1 protein-coding gene is annotated in these 699 nt (G+C 66.5%); it reads left to right on the forward strand.

Annotated elements, in window-relative coordinates:
- The coding region (locus RNC47_RS36070) for an N-acetylmuramoyl-L-alanine amidase family protein (protein ID WP_311605075.1) at positions 1 to 699 on the forward strand (699 nt) is incomplete at both ends.

A 699-nucleotide genomic window follows, 5' to 3' on the forward strand; every position in this document is an offset into this window, starting at 1 on the left:
CGTTGTACTTCCTGGGTTCGCGCGTGACCGGTGGGTCGCCGCACGCGATCCGGGAAGAGGAGCTGGTACGCCGCTCCGGCCCGCAGCTGTCGGGTAAGCACGTGATCATCGATCCGGGCCGCGGCGGAGCAGACCACGGCATGATCATGCACGGGCCCGACGGCCCGATCAGCGAAGCAGACATCCTGTGGGACTTGGCAAGTCGGCTGGAAGGCCGGATGACAGCGATCGGCATGGAGACGTTCATCTCGAGGCCGGCCAATCGCAGCCCACTGGATCCCGAGCGTGCCGCCACCGCCAACCGGGTCGGCGCCGATCTGATGATCAGCCTGCGGTGTGAGAGCCAGCGCTCCCCCTCCGCCAACGGGGTAGCTTCGTTCCACTTCGGGAATTCGCACGGTTCGGTGTCGACCATCGGCCGCAACCTTGCCGACTTCATCCAGCGGGAAGTGGTGGCCCGCACCGGGTTACGCGACTGCCGATCCCACGGCCGGACCTGGGATCTGCTGCGGCTGACCCGGATGCCCACCGTTCAGGTCGACATCGGCTACATCACCAATCCCCACGATCGGGGCCTGCTGCTGTCGACCCACACCCGTGACGCGATCGCCGAGGGCATCCTGGCCGCCGTCAAGCGCTTGTACCTGCTGGGCAAGAACGACCGGCCCACAGGGACTTTCACGTTCGCGGAGTTGTTGG

It is taken from the genome of Streptomyces millisiae (assembly GCF_031845425.1).
Lineage (GTDB): Bacteria > Actinomycetota > Actinomycetes > Streptomycetales > Streptomycetaceae > Streptomyces > Streptomyces millisiae.